Source organism: Xanthomarina sp. F1114 (assembly GCF_026410255.1).
Classification (GTDB): domain Bacteria; phylum Bacteroidota; class Bacteroidia; order Flavobacteriales; family Flavobacteriaceae; genus Xanthomarina.
Map to the genome: position 1 here is coordinate 1 of NZ_JAPMLL010000005.1, position 17849 is coordinate 17849.

7 protein-coding genes are annotated in these 17849 nt (G+C 34.8%); 5 read left to right on the top strand and 2 right to left on the bottom strand.

Features of this window, described 5'->3' with window-relative positions; genetic code table 11:
* From OS188_RS04930 to OS188_RS04950, 5 genes are all read left to right on the top strand, one after another.
* Nucleotides 1-1146, top strand: a 1146-nt coding sequence (locus OS188_RS04930) for a T9SS type B sorting domain-containing protein (protein WP_267147716.1), incomplete at its 5' end; no start/stop codon positions are given.
* A gap of 14 nt (nt 1147-1160) precedes the next feature.
* Complete coding sequence (locus OS188_RS04935) at nt 1161-2087, top strand: PorP/SprF family type IX secretion system membrane protein (RefSeq protein ID WP_267147717.1); 927 nt, start codon at nt 1161-1163, stop codon at nt 2085-2087.
* 12 nt (nt 2088-2099) lie between these two features.
* Entirely contained in the window at nt 2100-4016 is a 1917-nt protein-coding gene (locus OS188_RS04940; protein WP_267147718.1) for an OmpA family protein, read from the top strand.
* Nucleotides 4017-4445: 429 nt separating this feature from the next.
* Nucleotides 4446-5900: a sodium:solute symporter family protein gene (locus OS188_RS04945; protein WP_267147719.1), complete on the top strand. Its 1455-nt coding sequence runs from the start codon at nt 4446-4448 to the stop codon at nt 5898-5900.
* Between the two features lie 69 nt (nt 5901-5969).
* Nucleotides 5970-6896 carry a transporter gene (locus OS188_RS04950; RefSeq protein ID WP_267147720.1) on the top strand — a complete coding sequence of 309 codons (927 nt, stop codon included), beginning with the start codon at nt 5970-5972 and terminating at the stop codon, nt 6894-6896.
* 252 nt (nt 6897-7148) lie between these two features.
* Here OS188_RS04950 and OS188_RS04955 read toward each other — a convergent pair whose 3' ends face one another.
* Together OS188_RS04955 and OS188_RS04960 are read right to left on the bottom strand one after the other, a co-directional pair.
* Entirely contained in the window at nt 7149-8120 is a 972-nt protein-coding gene (locus OS188_RS04955; protein ID WP_267147721.1) for a PorP/SprF family type IX secretion system membrane protein, read from the bottom strand.
* Nucleotides 8121-8159: 39 nt separating this feature from the next.
* Complete coding sequence (locus OS188_RS04960; protein ID WP_267147722.1) at nt 8160-17828, bottom strand: T9SS type B sorting domain-containing protein; 9669 nt, start codon at nt 17826-17828, stop codon at nt 8160-8162.
* Between the last annotated feature and the right edge of the window lie 21 nt (nt 17829-17849).

A 17849-nucleotide genomic window follows, 5' to 3' on the forward strand; every position in this document is an offset into this window, starting at 1 on the left:
GAAACAACAGATAATTCAGATACTTGTAATATAACAATTACACGTACTTGGACCTTTACTGATGCTTGTGATAACAGTTCGTCTGTTTCTCAAACAATCACAATAATAGATACAACTGCTCCTGTAGCTCCAGAAGCTCCTGCAGATGTTACTTATGAATGTGGAACTGAAATCCCTGCTGCTGCTCAACTAACAGCTGTGGATAATTGTGGCGCTGAGATTGTTGGTACAGTTTCAGAAACAACGGATCATTCAGATGCTTGTAATATTGTAATCACGCGTACTTGGACATTTACTGATGCTTGTGAAAACAGTTCGTCTGTATCTCAAACTATATCAGTAATAGATACAACTGCTCCGGTGGTAACAAACGACTTATCTGATATTACAGTGAACTGTGATGTTGTTCCTAGTGCACCAACATTAATTTTTGATGATTGTTCAGATGATATAACCATCACACATTTTAACGAAGACAATTCTTATGATGGAACAAACAGTGATTACGAAATAATCTGGACTTGGGAGTTTAGTGACTCTTGTAATAATATTGGAACAGCTTCTCAAATTGTTTATGTAACCATGACAGATACTGTTATTACAGAAAATGACAGTAGATGTACAGAAGATGGGATTATTGACTTATTCGATTACTATTATGGAACTGACACTTCAGGAACTTGGATTGTTCTCTCAGGAGATGCAAACCTAGATGGTCAATACTTTGATCCATTAAATGTAGAACTTGGAGACTATGTATTTAGCTATACAGTTGCTAGTAACGGTTGTTTAAGTACTACGGAAGTTACCATTAATGTAAACGATGATTGTATTGTATTAGATTGTGGTTCGGAAGCTGTAGTAATCTCGAAAGCGGTTACCCCTAATGGTGACCAATGGAACGAGTACTTTGAAGTTACTGGTGTAGAGGCTTGTGGCTTTGTAATGGACCTGAAAATATTTAATCGTTGGGGAGCTATGATTTACGAATCAAATAACTACCAAAACAATTGGAATGGTGCAACATCTAAAGGCTCTGTAGGAGGTGCAGATAAAGTACCTAACGGAACATATTATTATATACTAAACTTAAAAAATAGTGGATTACAACCTTTTACAGGCTACATCTACCTAGGAACCAAATAATAAAACTATAACCTATGAAACCTATTAAACATTACATAGTTGCCTTGGCAGTATTGAGTTGTACGGTTGGAGTTGCACAACAATTACCACAGTTTACTCAGTACATGTATAACACAATTTCTATAAATCCGGCCTATGCTGGAAGCCGTGAGACTTTAAGTATCGTAGGCTTACACCGTAGCCAATGGGTTGGAATAGACGGTGGGCCGGTAACTCAAACCTTATCGGTAAACACGCCTTTGAGAAATGAAAAAATTGGATTGGGATTATCATTTATTAATGATAAGCTTGGAGACGAACGTTTTTCTTATCTATATGCAGATTTCTCTTATACCATTCAAACAGGTGATAACACGAAGCTTGCATTTGGAATAAAAGGTGGTTTTACAGGATATAGTTTAGATAGAGGCGCTATTGATCCCGACGGACAAGATCCAAATATTTATGGCGTAGAAGACCGTTGGAGTCCAAATGTTGGAGCTGGAATTTACTGGCATTCCCAAATGTGGTATTTAGGACTTTCTGCTCCAAGAATTCTGAATACAGATTATACCAAAGGCAAAAACAATCAGGACATTGCTGCACTAGAGCGTGTTAGTTATTACTTTACTGGAGGTTATGTTTTCACACTTAGTCAAAACACCAAATTAAAACCTGCCTTTTTAGTAAAAGCTACCAATGGTGCTCCATTATCATTCGATTTAACGGCTAACTTCTTATTCTACGAAAAACTATGGCTTGGTGGAGGGTATAGAATTAACGAGAATACCTCTGCCCTTGCCGGGATAGTAGATTTTCAGATTTCTAAAGAATTCCGAATTGGATACGCATACGAATATCCATTATCCGATCTAAACAGTTATACTGGAGGAACACATGAGATTCTAGTCATGTTCGAATTGTTTAAACCTAAAAGAATTAAATCACCTAGATACTTCTAAAAATATTTCAGCATGAAAACAAAATTCATATTCACAATACTCGTATTAACTAGTGCTTTCATTTTCGCTCAAGAAAAAGTAGCCGATAAGTTTTTTGATAACTATGCCTATTTAAAAGCAGCTGAGTTATATAAAGAAGCAGTAGATAACGGAAAAGATACCAAACATGTCCTTACTAGATTAGGAGATTGTTATTACAACAACTCCGACTCTGAACAAGCCGCTATATGGTATGGAAAAGCATTGGAACAATATTCTAGTGTGGAACCAGAATACATCTATAAGTATATTCAAACACAACGTAGTTTAAAAAACTATGAAGCAGCTGATACTTGGTTAGATAAGTTTAAATCTCTACAAAATAACGATAGTAGAGCTAGAAAAGCAGATGAGAACAATTTACATTTATACGAAAGATTAGCATCTACAAAAGGTACTTTAGCAAATGTAAAGAACCTTTCTATTAACTCTAATTATTCAGATTACGGTGCATTTGTTCACGATAGCACTATTTATTTTGCATCGTCTAGAAATACAGATAATAAAATTTATAAATGGAATAACGAGCCTTTCCTAGACTTATACCAAGCAACTATTAGTTCTACAGATGGGGAGCAAGAAATATCAGATGTTAAAAGAATAGAGTTCGAAGGTGTTCGTAGAAGCAATGTACATACAGCAGATGCTGTTTTAACTAACGATGGCCAAACTATGTATTTTTCTAGAATGAACGTTGGAAAAAGAAATAGAGCCAAAATGGATAAGCAAGGTACTGTACAATTAAAAATATACAGAGCCACTCTAGTGGATAGTGTTTGGTCTAATATTACCGAATTACCTTTTAATGACGACTCCTACTCTACTTATCATCCCGCTTTAAGTCCGGATAATGGAACCTTGTTTTTCTCTTCAGATCGTGAAGGTGGATACGGACAAACAGATATATATAAAGTAACCGTAAATGGTAACAACTCTTATGGTGAAGTAACCAATTTAGGTCCAACAGTAAATACAGAAGGTCGTGAAGGTTTTCCTTTTGTAGCTAAAGATAGTACGCTATACTTTTCTTCAGATGGATTTTTAAACTTAGGATTATTAGATATTTTTAAATCAGATTATATTAAAGACGAAAATGCCGAAACTGTTAATCTTGGTGCTCCATATAATAGCGGTTACGACGATTTTGCTTATTATATTGATTCAGATACTCAAGTAGGTTTCTTTTCTTCTAACAGATTAGACGGAAAAGGAAGTGATGACATTTATCAATTTAACGTATATGAATGTAAACAAAAAGTAGAAGGAATTGCTAGAAACAGCAAAACTTTAGAACCTCTACCTTTAACAACTGTTCAACTTATAGACGAATCTGGTAAAATTGTTGAAGAGGTAACTACAGACGAAATAGGACAATACTCTTATGAACTTGATTGCGACAAAACATATAAAATTCTTGGTAGTAAACCTGATTACAGAGATGCTTTAATTACTTTAGAAACAACCAACGAACACGAAAAAGTACATAATGGCGATTTATTCTTAATTCCATTAATTGACTATAACGAAATTGTAATTAACCCTATTTTCTTTAATTTTGATAAATGGGATATTAGAGCGGATGCAGCATACGAGCTAGAAAATATTGTATCTGTTATGCGCGAACACCCAAATATGGTTATTAAAATTGAATCGCATACAGACAGCCGTGGATCGGATAGTTATAATATGAAACTTTCGGATAGAAGAGCAAAATCTACAAGAGATTATTTATATTCTAGAAATATTGCTCAAGATAGAATAGAAAGTGCTATTGGATATGGCGAAAGCCAATTAGTGAACGAATGTTCTAACGGTGTGAAATGTTCTGAAGAGCAACATCAAGAAAATAGACGCTCCAAATTTATTATCATTTCTGATACAGAAGAATAATCTAAAGCTATTAAAATAATAAAAAACTTAAGTCTTCTATTATTTTAAGATTACACGGTAATAAGTTGGAATATTTTTAATATTTATAGCTTACATATTATATACCTTCCTAACAATAACTTATTACCCTAAAGCCACTCTTACTGAGTGGCTTTAAAATTTTATAACATTTTGTAATCTCTATAAAACAACTGTCATTCTAAACACATTTTACTTTTTTCTTGTTTATTAAAAACCCTAAATAAAACAAGTTTTAAAGTTCATGTCTTCTTTCCTCTTTTACCCAAAATTATGTTCTGCTTTTGTACTTATTAATTAAATATAAAGGGTGAACCTATAAATTAAATGACTTAAATTTTTAAAAGATAAAGTCTCTAGGCACTAGAAAACACTAAATTTGCAGAGTTAAAATTAAACATACCTCTTTATATGCCCCGTACGTCTATAACTATTATTTTCTTAACAATTTACGTTCTTGCAATTATTGTGGTTGGTTTATGGAATAGCAAAAGTACTTCTAGCGAAGACTATTTTTTAGCTTCTAGAAAACTTCCTGCTTGGTTATTGGCTATTACTTTTATTGCTTCTTGGTGGGGAGGTGGATCGGCAATAGATTTAGTAGACCACGCTCATAACAATGGTTTGAGCTCCTTTTGGATTTATGGTGTTCCGGTTTTAATTGCTACTGCTTTAATGTATCTATTTGCTAAAGGTATAAGAAATGTTGGAACAATCTCACAACCCGAGCTCATGAACCAGAGATACAATAACACGGTATCTTTAATGCTTACTATATTTATTATTATTTTTATGATTATTGCCTCGTCTGTTCAGGTAATTGTTATGGGCCGATTTTTTCATGCATTTTTTAATATGAGCTACGAATCTGGAGCCATTCTTGGCACTTTAATAGTACTAACCTATTCTATGTTTGGCGGATTTAGAGGTGTAGTACTTACAGATTTGTTACAGTTTGTATTTTTCCTTTTTACAGGCATATTTTTATTTTACTATACCTATTCGCACGCAGGTGGTTTAGAACAAGTTAAACTAATGGCTATTAATAATTCAAAAGTTGGTTATACTAACTTTTTCTCTAATGTATCAGATAATCTAGCCTATGTAATAACCTTTGGTACTTCTTGGATGATTCAGGCAAATATATGGCAACGTATTTCGGCAGCTAAAAAAACAACAGATGCTAAAAAAATGATGCTCTTTAGCTTCTTTGCTTTTATTCCTTTGTATTTAATGGTTACTTATACAGGTATGTTTTCTTCAGTAATGTACGATGTTGTTCCAACAGGTGGAATTGTTCCAGATATAATTAGTAAACTCTCCAATCCTATTCTAAGTTCAATTCTTTTTGTTGGTTTGTGTTCTGCAATAATGTCTACTATGGATTCTCTTATAAATACGGGAGCACTTTCTTTAACTGTAGATATTTACCAAAAATATATTAATCCGAAAACCACTCCAAAACACTCTGTGCTAATTGCTAGACTATCCACAATTTTTATGGCAGGTATTGCTCTACTAATTGCCTTAAAAATTCAATCTGTTTTAACTATTTCATGGATTGCATCAGATTTTCTTACAAGTGGTGCTTTTGTTCCATTAGTTTTAGGATTTATATGGGGTCGTGGAACATCTACTGCAGCAACCATTTCTATGGTTTTTGGCTTGATTTTTTCAACATATAACTTGTTGGTTGCTTTAGGTGTTGATTTACCAATTGCTTGGGAAATTGCATCGGCAAAACAAGCGCTTATTGGAATTTCTATTTCTTTTATATTATATGTTAGTGTTAGCTATTTAACAAAAAACGACTTAGAAAAAAGTACTCAGTTTATTAGAAAAGCAAATATCTTAAGCAAAAAATGACAACTTAAATAAGTTTGTTTTACTATCTGCTTTAAACTTTGTTTACATTTGATTAATAATAATCTATAAATGAAAACAACGATTTTAATAATAAGTAAGAATGCTTATTTACTTTTACTACTTCTAATATTTAAGTCTGGATTTTCGCAAGACATTGAACCTAGAAGATGGACCTCCATGCCTCTTGGAACTCAAGTAATTGGAGTTGGATTTAATCATGTTTTTGGAGAAATAGATTTTGATCCAATTTTGCAGGCAGAAAACGCTCAGGTATCTATAAATTCTATGGCCATACAATACGTTAGGCCGTTTAGAATTGGAACCAAACAAGCCCGTATAGATGTATTAATTCCTTTTAGTTCTGCTAATTGGGAAGGACTTTTAAAAGGAGAAGAAACATCTATAACTAGAACAGGATTTGCGGATCCCAGATTGCGACTTTCTGTTAACTTTATTGGTCCTGAAGCAATGACTATTAAAGAAATGCAAGAGTTTATGAAGGAAAATCCAGTATATACAACAGTTGGAGCTTCTTTAGCTGTTAGCTTTCCCTTTGGACAATATTATGGAGATAAATTATTAAATCTTGGTTCTAATACGTTTGTTTTTAGACCTCAATTGGGAATGACACATAAGTGGGGTCCTTGGTCTTACGAGTTATCTACTTCTGTTTTTATCTATACCAATAACAACAACTTTTATATAGGTAAAACAAAAGAACAGAAACCACTTTTTGCTGTGCAAACACATCTTACCAGACTATTTAAGCATCAAATCTGGACAACCCTTAGTTTTGGTTATGGTCTGGGAGGAAATTCTATTGTTAACAGACAACGTAAACACGATGAAAGAGGTAATTTTTTAGGTGGACTTTCTGCCGGAATGCCAATATTTAAAACACAAGCCATAAAAATAGCTTATGGTACAACGCTTACATTAAAAGATGTAGGTGCAAATACAAATGGTTTTGCTTTATCCTGGTCGATGATGTTCTAAGTAACAATTTTAATTTAGAAACTTTTTATTTCTCTTTCTTAATAGACTAAGCTTAATTAGTGGTACGTAATAAGAAACTAGCCTAACAAAACCCACAAGAATTCAAGTTAGACTAGCTTTTTCAATCCTCTTTTTATATAATTTCTAAAGCATCATTCCAGATGCTACAATTTTTTTATTTAAGTTATAATATCTCTTTTGTTTCGTGTTTTAAATACTTTCAACCTCGATTAGCACATAAAGTTCTCCCGTTTAGTGCAATGGACTTTGAGTACAAGGACAATTACTAATACCTTGTAAGAAGTCTAATCCTATAGTTATCATATGGGTTCCGGAGTTATACCCAGCCATATCGTTAATTGTAACTTGATATGCATAAGCAAAATAGAAATTAGATTTCTTTATTCCTGCCATAGGTCCAAGGTTTAAAGGATTCATAAATTGGTCGTTAAGGAAACGATAGGAAATTCCACCCCAAAAATAATCTTCATTTTTATTAAACTTTCTAACCTTGATATTTATATCTGTACTAGAACGGTTATCACTATCAAAATACTGGAAATATAGAGAAGGCTCTATTTCTAAACTTTTGTTGTTTTTATTTTGAATAATAAGTCCCGTATAAATCTGGTAGTTTAAAAGTAAATCAGGTTCAATACCTACATAATCGTCAATATCCTTTGGCAATAGGTTATTAGCATTTAAACTAAAGTAGAAGCCTTTATTTCTATATAAAACTCCCACATCAAAGTTATTATTAGAGTTAGCTCTGTCGTCTGTTACTCTTGGATCTATAATTGGTGTTTCGTAGGTTGGTTGAAATTTATCAATATCAATTCTAAAACTATTTAAATTATAAGATATACCAAAAGATAAATACTGCTTGGAATAATAATCTAATATTAAGTGATGAGCAAAAGACAGTTTTAATCCTTTTTGTAAGGTGTATCCATTTTTATCATTATATAGCGAAACTCCAACTCCCGAACGATCTGCAATTCTAAAATCGGCATAAAGAGATTGGTTATCTGGAGCTCCTTTTATTCCAACCCATTGGGTTAGTCCATTTGCTCTAATTTTCAGATTATCTCCTATTCCCGCATAAGTTGGGGAAATTACAAATGGGTTATCTGCTAAATATTGTGTAAAAACGGGTAGATTTAACTCTTGACTATAACTATGTGTTAAGACAAAAAACAGGGAAAATATAAGTAGCTTTTTCATTTTAATTCGTTTTTGTTTTTTAATAATCACTGTTTATGGTTATCTATATAAGGTGAAATGTCCAACAAAACTTCTATTATCTTTAGGATCATTCAGTCTAACCACATACCAGTAATCACCTGTTGGAAGTTCTTTCCCGTTATAGGTTCCATCCCAAGATTGACCTATTCTTAAAGTGGCAATTTTACGGCCATAGCGATCGAAAATATCGAAATCAAGATTTGGGTAATGGATTGTACATCCTGGTGCCCAACCATCTTGGTTTCCATCTCCATTTGGTGTAAAGTAATTTGGAATACATACATCTACAAATTCGAAATGTCTTGAAGCTGTAACTGTACATCCATTACTATCTGTAACTGTTACAGTGTAAGTTCCAGATTCTGAAATAACAAATACATTAGTACTTCCGTAGTCTACACCATCAAGAGTGTATTGATAACCGCCAGAACCTCCGGTAGCCACAGCAACTATTTCGTTTATTTCACCGTCGTTTAATACAAGTGTTAATGGGTCGTATCCCATAATATCAAATAATGGGGTTCTTTGTATACAACCATTTGTATGTCTAACATCTATAAAGTGTCCGTTTCCAGGAACCACATCTATAAATACATTACTTGGTTGGTACGGACCTCCATTTAATGAATAATCTAATTCACTTGGATCTGTAATACTATCGTCAACAATTACTGTTACTACATTCCCTTGGGCATTATTTACACAGGTGTAGTCAATTTCAACTAACGGATTGATTAATACAGATTCTGGGAATGTAATATTCCATTCAGATTCACATCCAAGACTATCACGTACATAAACAATATGATCTCCTCCACCTAAGTTCGTGAAATCAAACTGAGTTTGTCCTGCAGTTCCTGTTGTATAAGGTCCGTTGTAATCGTCTATACTTACGGAGTAAGGAGGTGTTCCTCCAGCGATATCAATACTAAACTCACCATCTAAATCGCCATCACAAACTTCTGGTAAAATTGATCCCGGTACTATTGAAATGATTACTGGAGTTGGTTCTGTTATAGTAAAATCGATTGTTACATAACAACCTAATTCATCTTGTACAATAACTTCGTAATCTCCAGGCTCTAAGTTTTCGAATACATTCGTATCAAAAAACTGATTCAATTGCGGAGAAATAGCGTATTTAATAATACCTGTTCCACCGGTAGCGTTTATAACTACAGTTCCATTATTGGCACCATAACAAGTAACATTTGTAACTGTAAATGGAGCATCTAAGGCCTCCATAGGTTCTGTTATTTCAAATGGAGCAGTTGTATTTTCACAATCTCCACTTTCCACATGTACTACATAAGTTCCTGCCGCTAATTCTGTAAAAACACCAGGGCTATTTTGCGTAGCAGGAATAATGTTTCCTGAACCGTCTTGTAATGTGTAAACATAGTTTCCTAGTCCACCTAAAGCCGTAGCAACAACAACTCCTGTTGTATCGCCCGCGCAGTTAATAAACCCATTGGTTACATCCAGATCCAGAGTTAAATCTGGTAACGGATCAATAATAATTTGATTAGATACAACAGCCACACATCCATTAGCATCCTGCACGTAGTATTCGTGTGTTCCAACAGGAACTGTAAACGTTACTGACGTTGAGAAAGTTCCTAGAATAGGTGTAAAGTTGCTATTGTTGCTATAGGTATATGTTCCTGTTCCCCCTGTTGCACTTAAAGTAAGCGTCGATTCTGTTAAACATGTTTGCGATGTCGCTTTTACCAAGCTAGCTTGCACCGGCGTAGGTTGTGTAATTACAATTTCAGGAGAAGTAAAACTACAGCTATAAGCATCTGTAATTACTACCTGATAAGTTCCTACTCCTAAGTTTTCAAAGACAGGAGAACTTTGAGGTCCTGACGTACTACTTGTAGGCGTAAGCATATTTAATGTATATAAGTAATTACTACCTAATCCACCTGTAATATTAGTTGCAGCAATTGTAGCGTCTGAGTCTCCAAAACAATTTAATAAAGTAGCACTAGCTGTAACTATGGCATCTATTGGATCAGGTATTACAAGTGTTACTGTATCTGAAGCAATACAGCCTTGAGCATCCATTACATTCACTGTATAAGTTCCTGCTGAAAGATTTTCGAAGGTTCCATTACTTGAGTAAGGAACGATAGCATCTCCTGTTAATTCATATTGATAAGTTCCCCAACCACCAGTTGCTGTTGCGTTAATAGTTCCTAAGTCGTTTGTACAAGTTACATTCGAAGTTTCTAATGCTACAACATCTAGAGCCTCTGTTGGAGAAGCAATAGTTACTACATTAGTAGTTGTTGCACAGAACGGACTATCTGTTTCGGTAACTTCAACAGTATAATTTCCAGCTTCTAATCCTGTAATTGCTTGTGGATTTGTACTTGTATTTGCTGTTATTGGACCTACAACAGAAGTCCCTGAGCTATCAAAAACCTCATAATTATAAGCTCCAGAATATCCGGTTACATCAATCTCTAATGCACCATTATTATCTCCAAAACAAGTTACTGCTGTGGTAGCTGTTGCACTAACATCAATTAAATTAAATGGAGCAACCGTATAAGCAGCTGTAGCTATATTACAACCTGTACCTAAATCCGTTACTAAGAAGTAGTAATCTCCAGGTACACTAACATCAAAAATATTAGAAGCCTGTGGTACTCCATCTGGTAACATTTCATATTCAAAGTTTCCAGATCCACCTGTAACAGTTATCTCTAAAGATCCTGTATTATTACAATCAATTGGAGTGGCTTCTGTAACCGTTGCTAAAGTTAAGGTTGGTAAAGGCAATATATTAACAGTATTAGTTGCAATACACCCGTTAGCATCTTTAACATAAATAGTTATGGTTTGTGCACTTCCGGTATCGATTATATCGAAAATATTAGAGTTAAAATAATTTGTTCCATTAATACTATATGTATAAGGTCCAGTTCCTCCTACTTCTGTAATTGTTAAAACCGATGTGTTTATTGAACCATCTGCTGCACACGCAAAATCGGTAGCAACTCCAGATACTTCTAATAAAGTAGGTTCTCCAATAACAACATTTTCTGTAGCCAAACATCCTCTTCCTGAATTTACTTGAACTGTATATGTTCCAGCCGCTAAACCTGTAAACAGATTCGAGTTTTGAGGTCCAACAACAATTGGTGCGGTAATTTCATAAGTGTAAATTGGGTTATCGTTTCCTGGATCTAAATTAACTGTTATAGCTCCTTCATTACTTCCATAACAACTAACATCTGTTACTGTAGTAGTGAAGCTAACTGGAGTTGCAGGATCTAATGTAATAGTAGCATCTTCTGTACAACCAGTAGTAGCATCTGTAATAGTTACAGTATATGTACCCGCTGGAACTCCAGAAAACACATTTCCTGTTAAGGTTATAGAACCTGGATTAGGAAGTATACTGTACGTATAAGTTCCTGTTCCACCTATAGCCGAAACTGTAATTTCTCCATCATCATCAGAACAAGTGGTTATTCCTGTAACTGTTGGTGTAATTCCTAATGGAGATTCAATATCAACACTTACCATGTTTCCACATCCATTAACATCTCTTACCTCAATAGTATGAGTTCCAGATGATAAGTTCTCAATAGTAAATGGAACCGTTTGTGTCTGGAAAGCTCCACCATTAACACTAAAAGTGTATGGAGGCATTCCCGCTGTTGCTAAAGTAACGTCGATTTCAAAGTTACCTTCGGCAGTATCACATTGATTACTAACAGAAGCAGCAACAACAGGTGATGGATCCATTGGTAGAACTAGAACTGGTGTTGATTTAATACATCCGTAGGCATCCATAACATGCACATAATAACTATTGGCATCCATATTAAATGTATTTGCAGAATCCCATAGTGGATCTGTTGCAAGTGGTGGCGTTGCCGAAGTTGTTATTTGATACACATAAGGTGCTGTTCCATTTGTAGCTACTGCATTAATAACACCAGAGTTTGCATTACAATTGGCATTCTGGTCTACAGTTGCACTTAAGTCCAATTCTATAGCAGATTCTGTAATATTAAAAGGTACAGTTACCACACTACATCCAGTATTTGGCCCTGTAGTTTCGCTAATTAGAACAAAATATTGTCCAAAAGGTAACGGCCCTAAATTGGTTATTGGTAAAGAACCATTTGCAGGAACTGTTCCTGTTCCATTAATTCCTGTTGAATTTAATGAAAGTGAATCGAATATCTCGTAGCTAACATCTGTTGATGTTCCATAAACACTGTTTATTGTAAACGATACATTTCCATCTGCACTTCCTGTACAAGTTATATTGTTGGCTGTAACAGCCGATGCTGTTAAGGTAGAATTTGTTGGAACAGGACTTGTAGCAGATTCGTAATAACTACAACCCGTGGAGTCATCATACACAATAAATGTATAGGTAACTCCTGGTAATAACCCAGTAAATGTAGTTGATTGACTTCCCGGTGCGTCTTCTGGTTGCCATGATCCTGGTGGATTTGGATATACAGAAATTGGTCCCTGGTAAATACTGAAGTAGAAAGGTCCTGAACTAATTAAAGTAGTTCCAATAGTTACAACAGCTTCTCCTCCTGAAAGACAATCTACAGTAGTATCTATATTGATATCTAAATCGTCCGGTGGAGATGCAACAAGGACATCTTGTATTAACACCGAACATCCATTAGCATCTACTACGTTAATTTGGTACAGTCCAAAATCAACGACATCAAAACTAACTGAAGTTGATCCTGAAGCGTTTAATTCTGAATTTGAATAACCATTAGTTCCAGTAACAAAATAGTTATATGGAGGAGTTCCTCCTGTTACTCCATCGACTATTACAGATCCTTGAGATTGACCACTAGCATCACAAGTAATATCTACAGAATGATAATCTACTACAATTTGATCTGGTTCTGCAATAATAATAGTTTCAGTATCTGTACAAGAATTCCCGTCGGTTAAGGTAATTATATAAGAACCTGAAGATAATCCTGAAGTTTGCGTACCATAATCTACTCCTGTAGTAGTATTAAACACATTAATCTCATAAACTGGTTCACCTACAGTTGTATTAATTACAATATCGATAGCCGCATTACTATCTCCAAAACATAAAATAGGTTTTATCTGCGTTACGGATGTAATTTCTGGTAAGGTTAACTCATCTATTGTGCTTACTCCTGAAGTAACCGTACAACCCTGAGCATCTGTTATCTGGAATTGATACGTTCCATCTGTTCCTGTTGAATAAGTAAATGGTGTACCTGTTGCTCCTAAAGCTGTAAAAGCACCTCCATTAATTGATACCTCATAGGTGTATGGCGCATATCCTCCAGAAATAGTTCCTGTAATTAAGGCATCAGGCGATACCGTACAATCTAAATCTTTAGTAATAACTGTACTTAAAGTTAATTGAGGCTCAATAGTTTCTGCTGGCAAGCTAAAAGTACATCCAAAAGCATCTCTTACTGTAATTGTATAAGTTCCTGGAACCAAGTTATTAAATATATTATTTGAAATATATGGCGATCCATTAATACTGTATTCGTAAGGGGCTTGTCCTCCAGAAACTGTTACTTCTAAAGTAGCTCCATTAGTACTATCGTAACAATAATCAGATGTTAAGCTTATTGTAGCAGTAGGACTTGATGGCACAACTAAATCGAAAGTAGTTGACTCCGAACATCCGTTAGTATCTGTAACAGTTGCAGTATATGTTCCAGTTTGAGATAAATTGACAAAAGTATTACTTGCCTGCGCTGGAGTTACAGTTCCATCAGGTAAAGTTATGGTGTAAGTATTTCCACCCCAACCTCCTGAAGCATCAATAACAACTTCACCATTACCATTACAAGTAATTGGTGCTATTGTAGTTGAAATACTTAAAGCTGAGTCTGGTCCTTCTACAGTTACAGTAGTAGTAGCCTCACAATTTGTAGTAGTATCTGTAACTACTATAGTGTAAGTTCCTTCGGTTAAATCTGTTAGATTTATTGGAGAAGTTCCTGTAATCGATGTTCCTCCATTTATAGTATATTCAAAACTTGTTGAGCCAGATACTGTAAATTGAGCCGTACCGTTAGCATCTCCAAAACAAGTGATATTACTTGTAGTTTGTCCCACTACTGATAAAGCTGGTAATGGCGCAATAGTATAAGATTCTGAATATGTACACTCATTTTCATCGCTTACCTGGAAAGTATATGTTCCTGGTGCTAAATCAGCAAATACATTTGAAGCTTGATAAGGAGTTGCAGCTGATGCAGGTGCAATTATTTGATATTCTAAAGTTCCAAAACCTCCCGTAGTTCCGGTAATAGTAACTGTTGAATTATTTAACGGACAGGTTAATGCCGAACTATCAAAAGTTAAATCTGTTGGAGGGTCTAATGCTTCAATTGTAATATCGTCTGCAATAAAAGTACAACCAGTATCATCTTGCACAGTTACAGTATATGTGCCATTAGATAAGTCTGTAAAAGTAGTTCCGCTCTGGAAATTTACTCCATCTATACTATAAGAATATGGAGGAGTTCCTCCTGATACATCGGATACTGTTATTACTCCCGAAGAAGTACAAGTATAAGGTGCTGTTAACGTTACAGTTCCTGTTAATGTATCTGTTTCTGTAATGGTAATAGTTTGAGGATTAGAAATACAAACATCTGGTCCAGTTGTATATTCTACAACCACTTCGTAATCTCCAGCAGAAAGTCCTGTAAAAACATTAGAATTTACAAAGGTAATTCCACCATCTATACTATACATTAAACTGTTTCCATTAGGATTGGTAACATTAACTGTAATTGTTCCGTTTTCAGAACCAGCACAAGAAATATTGGTCTGATCTACCGTATATTCTGGAGCTAATGAAGTTTCAACCGTAATAGTAGTTGTTGTCTCACAGTTATTAGAATCAACAACTAAAACATTATAAACTCCAGGAGTTGTTACTACTATTTCTGGTACTGTTTGGAAATCTGTATCTCCATTTACAAAGTAGAAATAAGGAGCTGTACCTCCATCCGCATAAATTGTAATTTCACCATCTGTACAAGTTAACGGACTCGTTAAAGCCGAAGTAGCAGTTAATAAAGACGGTTCTATAATGGTGATATCCTCGGTATATGTACAACCGTCTTCCGTCTCAACAAGAGTTGTATAAGTTCCTGGATTCAAGTTTGAAAAGGTATAATTATTATCTGAAATAGGTCCAACACTGTTAACCAAAGTTGCCCCGTTATAAATAGAAAAGAAGTACTGTGGAGGCACATCGTTTGCAGCTAGGCTTATACTTCCTTTATCTCCATAACATAGAGGTTGTGTTATAATGGTTGAAACCGTAAAATTTCTTTCTCTAATTTGTACATCAGGAACCGTAAAAATACATGGGTTTGATGTTACACCTACTTGTCTAATATATATTGTATAAGTATTTGCAACAGTAATTGTAAAAATATTACTCGTTTGATAGTTTACACCATCAATACTATACTCATAACCATTTGGTACTCCACCTACCGTAATCTGTCCTGGAGTATCACAAATTATATCATTACTTGTAACTGTTGGGTTTAGTACATTCTGATAAACATTAAAATAATACTGATTAAAACATCCACCTTCATAGTTCAAGGTAAGTCTAAATTGTCCTGCAATATTAGCGTTAAAGGATGGACCAGTATTTACTTGATTCCATGTACAAGATGCGTTTTCATTAGCACAATCTGTATTTCCAACAGGTGCGCAACTTCCTTCGTCTAGTTGTTCCCAAACAATTGAAGATGCATCTGTAATATTAGTTTCAATTAATCTAAAGTCGTTAGCTCCACATAAAAAGATATTAGGAAGTGGTTTTCCATTATTCGGACAAGTAACTACTTCATCGGCAAATGGAATCACTGGGTTTGTAACTGTAGCCCCACCAAAATTGGTGACTTCAAAAATTTGATCTATAGACTGACAAGGTGCCGTTGCTGTATTATGAACATAATAAGTTCCAACATCTGAAACTGTAATGCTTTGGGTTGTTCCTATAACAGGAACACCAGTTGGGCTAGTTGACCAGGAATAAGCATCATAACCATCGGCAGCTGTTAATTCAACTGTGTTTCCACAAAGAGTTTCATTTTCGGTAAAAATACAATCATTTAAATCTGCTAAAAAATTGGTAGCTTGAGGCTTAATTAAACAACCTGTATTTGTATTTATACTAGGATCATCTGAAATCTCAAAATCAGGGTTTTCAATCCCGCTATAAGTTGCAAAAGCTTGGTTGTTAATAATGTTCGAACAAGCGTCGTTTAACGCATTACATGACTCTACCACTTGTACATGAATTCGAATTTCAGTAACCGGATCGTCTTGTTCCACAATAGAGTTGTCCACACTAAATACTAATTCTCTTGTACCTGGATTATAACTTTGTACAGTAACTCCAGGGGGTAAAACTCCCAAATCGGTTGGGTGATTATAAATAACATTTACAGGAAGAATATCTCTAATAATTAAATTATTAGCATCATCGTTTCCTGTATTTTGAAAACCTATTATATAATTTAATGGCTGCCCCAAACCAATAGTTTGACCGCCAATATCATTTCCTAAATCGTCTTCAACAATTTTGGTAAGCACTATTTTGGGTTCGATAACATCTACTGCAAAAGCAAAGAAATATGCGAAATATTGGTCCTGATTACTTTCCATTCTAATAACAGCATCAGTATCTCCATTTCCTATCACAGTATTCCCAGGGTTTGGAACCACCATAACTCCAGTATCAAAACCTAAAGTGTTGGTACTATTTGGGTTTCTATTATTTACAGGTAAAGCGCTTAACTGTGTAACAGAAGAATTAAAGAAGTTATTTACTGAACGATCTGCAGTCGACATGGTGTAACCGTTTATTTTTAAACGATCTCCAGAAATAGGTTGATCACCTTCCAAAGCAGCAAAAGCAAAGTTGGCTCTTACAGGAATTGGAGGTGGCGGAGTTGTAAATCCGGATACTGGAACATTGACGTCATTAGAACTATTAATAGAGCTAAACCCATCAAAACTAGTCAGGTATTTTCCTGGCAACGTAGGGTCTTCAAAAACGACAAATAGAGACCAACCAGCTGAATGTCCAGTTCCATTATACGGGTCAAAAGTACTTGTCTGACCTTGACCAGTAGATACATTACCTACAGTATAAGTTCCTAGGTTATTAGGTAGACCAGAAACTATAGATGTTACATCTGCATAACATGAATATGGGTAACTACTACCTGTTTGAGTACCATTGGCTTCGTAAATTATTGACCCTGTAATATCATGATAACTCCCTGAAGGTCCTTTAAACTTAACCTCGGTCATTGGTGTATCCCCATTATTTACTGCTCCCCAGTATAAACCAGCATAAACAATCTCATAACAACCTGGATTCGGAATTTCTAAATCGGCACTACTAGAGTTAAAGGTTGTAGGATCTCCATCTACATCCACATAAATCATGTTTACTAAGTGATTATATTGACCACCGTTGTATGGAGCATTACTATAAGGACCCAGAATATTGTTTCCGATTAATCGAATATCTCCTTTTAGAGTTCGGTCAAATCTAGGGGTAAATGGCACGAAGTTTTGGGCGATAGATTGTAAACTCATCAATAAGATAGTCACAATGATGCCGATCTTAAAAAAAGTAGGTTTTTTCATGATATATTTATTTATAAACAT

Coding starts and splice junctions, on each gene's coding strand:
- OS188_RS04935 (WP_267147717.1), top strand. CDS start 1,161: ATGAAACCTATTAAACATTACATAGTTGCCTTGGCAGTATTGAGTTGT.
- OS188_RS04940 (WP_267147718.1), top strand. CDS start 2,100: ATGAAAACAAAATTCATATTCACAATACTCGTATTAACTAGTGCTTTC.
- OS188_RS04945 (WP_267147719.1), top strand. CDS start 4,446: ATGCCCCGTACGTCTATAACTATTATTTTCTTAACAATTTACGTTCTT.
- OS188_RS04950 (WP_267147720.1), top strand. CDS start 5,970: ATGAAAACAACGATTTTAATAATAAGTAAGAATGCTTATTTACTTTTA.
- OS188_RS04955 (WP_267147721.1), bottom strand. CDS start 8,120: ATGAAAAAGCTACTTATATTTTCCCTGTTTTTTGTCTTAACACATAGT.
- OS188_RS04960 (WP_267147722.1), bottom strand. CDS start 17,828: ATGAAAAAACCTACTTTTTTTAAGATCGGCATCATTGTGACTATCTTA.